General features: G+C 64.2%; 3 protein-coding genes. All 3 read right to left on the reverse strand.

The window, feature by feature from the left end; translation table 11 throughout:
* Window positions 1-80 precede the first annotated feature (80 nt).
* Window positions 81-4,466 carry a Thrombospondin type 3 repeat family protein gene (locus S7S_RS11225; RefSeq protein WP_008737144.1) on the reverse strand — a complete coding sequence of 1,462 codons (4,386 nt, stop codon included), beginning with the start codon at window positions 4,464-4,466 and terminating at the stop codon, window positions 81-83.
* 75 nt (window positions 4,467-4,541) lie between these two features.
* On the reverse strand, window positions 4,542-5,384 hold the full coding sequence (locus S7S_RS11230; RefSeq protein ID WP_041025985.1) for a peptidyl-prolyl cis-trans isomerase: 843 nt from the start codon (window positions 5,382-5,384) through the stop codon (window positions 4,542-4,544).
* The gene (locus tag S7S_RS11235; protein WP_008737138.1) at window positions 5,384-6,193 is read right to left on the reverse strand and encodes a peptidylprolyl isomerase; all 810 of its coding nucleotides are present in this window, start codon (window positions 6,191-6,193) and stop codon (window positions 5,384-5,386) included. The genes S7S_RS11230 and S7S_RS11235 overlap by 1 nt, the downstream gene beginning before the upstream one ends.
* Window positions 6,194-6,212: the final 19 nt, after the last annotated feature.

A 6,212-nucleotide genomic window follows, 5' to 3' on the forward strand; every position in this document is an offset into this window, starting at 1 on the left:
CGCCCGTCCCCGACTTCCCCGATACATCCCTGAACCTCTTCTGTTGTGCTGTGTTGTCATCAGTGCGACTGTCTTTTTCATCACCGCCCCCCGGCCCCCAGAGCCGTCTGCACAGTGGCCCAGCCACCCTCGCCTGCAACCCATGCCTGCAACGCCGGCAGGGCCTGCTCGGTGACGGGCGCGATGCCCAGATAATCGAGCCAGCGGCCACGGAAAGCGCGGCGCAGGATGACGCGCTCGCCGACCACTTCCGCGACACCCACCGGCGCAAGCGCGGAGCGGTTGTCGTTCAGCCCCAGCACGACCACCAGTGAGTCGTCCTGCATCCATTCACGGGTACCCTGATACACGGGCACCGCCATCGACAGACCTACCTGGCCTTCTACACGCAGGCTGTCAGGCTGGAGAACATACACACCGAACAGCGGCACCAGGCCGGTGGTTTCCAGGCCGAGGCGTTCCAGGGGCAGGAACTGCGGATTCACCGTGACGCTGCCCGCCCCCTCCGGGCCATGCAACACGGCCTGGGTCAGATCAATTTCCAGCTGGTCGTTGGCGAGCCTGGTTGTGGCGCCGCTGCGCAGGCCGGAGAAGCCGGTGTTTTCATTCAGCAGCAGCAAGGTGCGCAGGCCGAGTTGATTGTGTTCGCCCTGGCGTACGGTGACGGGCTGCCGTCGTGTGCCAAAACGGGGATCCTGCATGGCCGGATTGAAGACCAGTTCAGTCACGCCACCGGCCACATGACCGGACTGCTCGCCAAAACCGAGTTGGTAACCGCCCTTGGCGTCCGTGGTCGTGCGCAACGGGCCCAGGGAGACGGTGACGCCGGCCACGGGATTGCCGAACTGGTCGGCGATGTTGCCGGAAACCTGCGTCGGCAAGGGTTCCACGGCAAACCGTGCGCGGCCCAGTGAAATGCCGTCTGCGATGATCTCTGCATCCAGTGTGGCGCCATAACCGTAGTAGCGGTCAGCGACAAACGTGACCGCGCGGGCGCCCGGCAGGATGTCCACAGTGCCCGGTACAGGCTCCAGCGCCCGGTGCACGGTTTCCAGCTTGTAACCCTGTGCGCGGAGGAAATCCGTACCCGATGCATCCTGGTTGATATAAGTCAGGCCGTGCAGGGTTTCTTTGACGGACACATTCAGCATTGCGGGATCAACCGGGCGATTGAAATGAAAGGTCAGGGCCTGGTTGGGTGCAATCACGCCCGCATCCGACGCCGGTGATGACCGCACCAGCGTCAGCGGTTGCTGCGAAGGGTTGGCAATGCTGATCGGTATGTTGGCCGCCGCCACCAGCCCGGCGTCAGGGTGATTGATCTCGATCCGCAGACTGTGCGGGCCTTCTTCCACCGGCAATTGCACGTTGCCCTGCACAAGCGTTCCGTCCAGGGTCAGGGGAAAGGCTTCGCCATCGAGCAGCGCCACTGCCGTGGCGCCGGGTGCCTGGCCCGCCAGCCGGGCCACGACAGATGTCGTGGCATGATCGACCACTACAAAGCGGGTGTTGGCCACGGGGAGAATGGGCGTCAGCAGCGCAGATGGCGACAGCGTGAACTGGTAACTCTGGCGCACCCGGTTCCCAGCCAGATCATGCGCTTCCAGGCTGACGGTACGGGTGCCGGCAGACAGCGGCACATCGGCGACGAAACGATATTCGCCTTCCGCCGCCGTGGCCGCCAGGATCACCGGCGCGCCATCGATCAGCATGCCGGCCAGACGCGGGTCGGTCACCGTGCCGGCAAGCCGGTAGGGCGTTTCGTTGACCGGGTTATCTGCCGGCAGCGGCGCCAGGGGATTATCCAGGGTGATCACCGGCGCGCCGGTGTCCCTGTAAACGGTCACGCTTTGTGTCGCGGCACGTCCCAGCTGGTCTGTCGCCGTCACGGATACGGTCAATGAGCCGGCACCCTGGGTAAAGGTCAGGGAGGAAGAAAAAGTGCCCGACGCTGCGCCCCCTACCCGGCTGGCGGGCGCGCCGTTTACCGTGATCTCCACTGCACCGCCCCCCCCTTCTACCCGGCCCCGCACCTGCACCGTGTCCGTCCCCTGCCAGGCACCATCGAGCGGTGTCAGCAATGTGAGCGTCGGCGGTGGCACGCTGTCTTCATCTTCCGGCAGGCGGCTGATGTCCAGCGTGCGGCTGTCGTGGCCGTCCGGGCTGTTGAGTTGCAGCACGAAGCGATTGACGCCAAAGGCCAGAGGCAGGTCCGTCACGGCAAATGGATACACAAAGCCGGTCTGCGCGTCGCCCTGGCCGTCTCCGATCATCACCTGTGCGCCGTTGACCTGAAGCGTGAGCATCTCCGCAGTCTGCACGCCGTGAATTTCACCACTCAACGTCACGACCGGATCATGAACGATCGCACCCTGCGCCGGCGACACATTGACCAGCCGCGGCGGCTCGACGCGGAGCACCTGAATGACCTCACTGCTTTCATTGCCGGCGGCGTCGCGGGCCGTCACGGTAATGGCGTTGTCGCCCACTTCCAGTGGCGCCAGACCGCTGTAGTGGCCACCGGACTGCAACGTGGTGGCCAGCGGGGTGCCAAAGCGGTGATTCAGCAACGTCACGCTGTGCATGGCGCGGTCATCCACCGCCGTGCCGGTCACCTGGATATCGGCGCGTGTCACACGCGCTTCGGGTGGATTGTTCACCGTCAGTACCGGCGCCACATCGTCCGGGTAATCTGCCGGATCATCCGGGTCCGTGCCCCGGCTGATTTCTTCTTCATTGCTGTAGCCGTCGCCATCGCGGTCCGGGTCGATGTCGTCGGGGATGCCATCGCCATCCTGGTCCGGGCGCGTGACGCTGATGGCCGCCACGCTGCGGTTATCGAACTGGTCTTCGGCGGTGATGCTGATCTGGTTCAGGCCGGCGCCCAGGTTGATGCTTGCACTGAATTCGCCGTTGGCGCCGGGCGTAACAGAGATAACGGTGCCCGGTACAGAAGTGTTGTCCACCAGGATACGGGCGACGCCGCTGCCATAGGTATCGTCCTGTGCCACGCCCGTCACCGTGACGGTGGCGGCGCCGACGATGGCGCTGGGCGGATTGTGGATCACCAGGTCCGGCGGCATCTGGTCTGCGCGCGTCACCTGTTTCTCGGCTATCGTGCTGTTGCCGGCAACGTCTGTCACCGTGACCTGAAGCATATTGTCACCCCATTGCACGGGCACTGCTGCAGTGAACTGGTTGCCATCGCGCGTCACGGGCGCTGTCTCTGACTGCCCGGCGCGCGTGACGACAATGGTGTCCACACCGCTACCGTGCTCGCCGTCGTCCACCTCGCCTTCCAGCGTGAACGGTGAACGCTGCACGGTTTCCTGTTGCGGCCCCGACAGGGATACCAGCGGCGCGGTCACATCTTCGCGGATCACGTGCCAGCCGAGGGTGGTTTCATTGCCGGAATGATCCCGTGCCAGCACGCCGAAATGGTTATCACCGAACGCGACAGGCAGCGATGTGGAAAACGCTGTGCCGGATATTGCCACCTGCATGGTGTCGCCGGTGTCGCTGCGCGTGATCCACAGCCCGGCCACACCGGCAGACGGGCCACCTGTGTCCGTGACATGGCCGCTGAGTGTGGCCGTAGCGGCTTCCTGCCGCTGGCCATCAGGCTGATCGAGTGTGATGACCGGCGCTTCTTCGTCGGGCACTTCCAGGTCAGGGTCGAGGGTGTTATGACACAGATCGCCGTAATCGAGTTGGCCACGCTGACTATCGCTGATGGCAGTAACCCGCGCACCGAGTTGCAGGCTGACCGTGGACGCCGACAGGTCGCCGGTGACGCTGGCGCCCGTAGAAAGAGACACATCGCCCACGGCATAGACGGAGCCGGTTACGCCGGCGGAGGTCTGCAAAGAAAGGTTGTCGTACGCCACCACCAGTAGCTGCGTCGTCTCGCCGCCGGCATTCAAGTGCACCGACAGCGGCACGGAAAAGGTATTGCGCACATGCAGCCGCACCGTGCCCTCGCCCTGTACTTTGAGTTCCGCACCCAGCGCCAGGGACAGGTTTTCAACCCAGTAATCACCCGGCCCGAGGATCAGGGTGCCGTCCAGCCCGACGGAGAGGTTACGGATACGCCAGGGCTGTTCGGACGCCGGCAATCGCAGCGTGCCCCAGAGGCCGATATTCACGTCACGAAAATCGCGGGAGTTGCCCTGGTAAAACTCGTTGCCCAGCCAGCCCACATTCAGGCGGGCGCTGCCCTGAGCCGAGGGGAACGGTGGCAGGATGGCTTGCGCGGCAGCCGAGCCGGTGATCGCACAGGCGGTATTGCCACAGGACAGGGGCAGCAGTGACAGATCCAGCTTGCTGCGTGCCACCAGTGTATCGGCACCACCCGCCACATGGCCGCCCCAGAAAGACAGCCTCGCCTGCGGGTCGTGTGCTGCCACAGGTGTCGGAAACAGCGCCGTACATTCCTGCGTGGTGTCCGCACGAACCTCACTGGTCATTCCCGCGATCAACACGATGGCGGCCAGCAGTCCCCCGACTCTCGATCCCCTTGTCATTGAACCATCCTGTCCTGGTTATTCTTCCCGCAGATACTGGATATCCGCCTGTGCCGTGGCCTGGTCCATCACCTCGCGAATGCCCTGGCGCAATTGCATCGGCGCCAGGCGCAGGCGAATGTCATCGCTGACGTCAGACAACGGACGTGGCGGCACCGTCTCCACGGCTACCAGCTTCAGCAGGCTGGCTTCGCCCGCTTCCAGTGATACGGCGCTGACCTCCCCCGGCTGCATGGCTTTCAGGCGCGCGCGCAGGGTCTCGCTGCCAAGCGACTCAGCGGCGGTGCCCTGGCGGAAGTTCACCGGCAGGCCCGCCGTGCGGCCGGCGTCCGTCAGCGCCTGCCAGTCGTTTTCCCCGACCGCCTGCCCCAGCCAGCGCACCGCTTTGTCACGCAGCGCGGTGTCCTGGCCCGTTGCGACGCTGAGTTGTTCATAGCGATAGCGCGTACCGCCCCCGAACAGCTCCGGGTGCCGCTGGTAATACTCGTTGACCCTGTGTTGTGGCACCGGCACAGGCACGACGTGCTCGGAGAGATAACGCTTGACCAACTGTTCTTCGCGCCACGCCGCCACCTGATGCGCGAGCGCCGTACGCTCCTGTTCGCTCATGCCCTGTTCTGCGAGCAACGCCATGGCACGCCCCGCCACAAGGCTTTCCAGTACCTTGCGATCAGTGGAGGCGTCCGCCAGCAGCATGCCCTGTTCGCCCAGTGTCCGCTCGCGGGCCAGCGCCAGCTCATAGTCGTACACCGGCACGCCATTGACGGTGACCAGCACCTGGTGTTCCGGGGCCGACTCACTGCAGCCCACCACCAGCAGGACACCCGTAACGCATGCCAGGGCGCGGAGGATGCAGGACATTACTCGGCCTCCTGTCGCGTCACTTTGACGGACGACATCAGGCGCTGGCTCTCTTCATCTTTTGCCTGTTGGCGCAGCTGGTAACGGATATCGCCTTCGACACTTTGCAGCGACTGGCTCGCCACCTGCGGCCCTTCGATCAGGCGAATCACATGAAAACCAAACGGCGTGGTCACGATGCCGGAGGTTTCGCCCGGCGACAGCGCGAACGCTGCGTCGGAAAAGGCCGGGGCTACCGCGCCTTCTTTCATCCAACCCAGGTCGCCGCCCTTGCCCGCCGACAAGGTATCTTCCGAGTAGCGCTCTGCGACGTCGGCGAAGTCTTCGCCCCGGTTAATCAGGCTGAGGGCTTCGGTGATGGTAGTCAGCCGGGCTTCACGTTCCTGTTGCGACATTTCCGGCCGGGTGCGCACTAAAATGTGCGCCAGGTGCGCCTTGCGGGCGCGATATTTGTCCGCATTGGCGGCGTAGTAGTTGGCGACTGCGGCATCGTCCACGTTATCGCGCAGGTATGCGTCGAAGTATCGGCTGATGACCAGCTGCTTGCGGTATTCGTTGACTTCGACCTCGATCGCCGCCTGGTCGAGCAGATCGGCCTTGAGCGCGGCGGCGGCCAGTGCCTCGCGGTGCAGGTAATCGTCCAGGGCGCGACGGCGCTGCTCGGCGTTCTCGGGGGAGATGCGTTTGGATTGCAGATAGGCATTGAATTCCTGTTCGGAAATATCCCGGCCATCCACGGTGGCAATGCCGTCCGAGCAGCCCGCCGTCAGGAATACACAGGCGATCAATACCGGTTTCAGGTAACGCATTTATCAGACTCCACATCAA

The organism is Isoalcanivorax pacificus W11-5, assembly GCF_000299335.2.
Taxonomy (GTDB): domain Bacteria; phylum Pseudomonadota; class Gammaproteobacteria; order Pseudomonadales; family Alcanivoracaceae; genus Isoalcanivorax; species Isoalcanivorax pacificus.

Excerpts from the sequence above, each read along its gene's own strand:
- S7S_RS11225 (WP_008737144.1), bottom strand. The coding sequence starts at position 4,466 with ATGACCAGTGAGGTTCGTGCGGACACCACGCAGGAATGTACGGCGCTG.
- S7S_RS11230 (WP_041025985.1), bottom strand. The coding sequence starts at position 5,384 with ATGTCCTGCATCCTCCGCGCCCTGGCATGCGTTACGGGTGTCCTGCTG.
- S7S_RS11235 (WP_008737138.1), bottom strand. The coding sequence starts at position 6,193 with ATGCGTTACCTGAAACCGGTATTGATCGCCTGTGTATTCCTGACGGCG.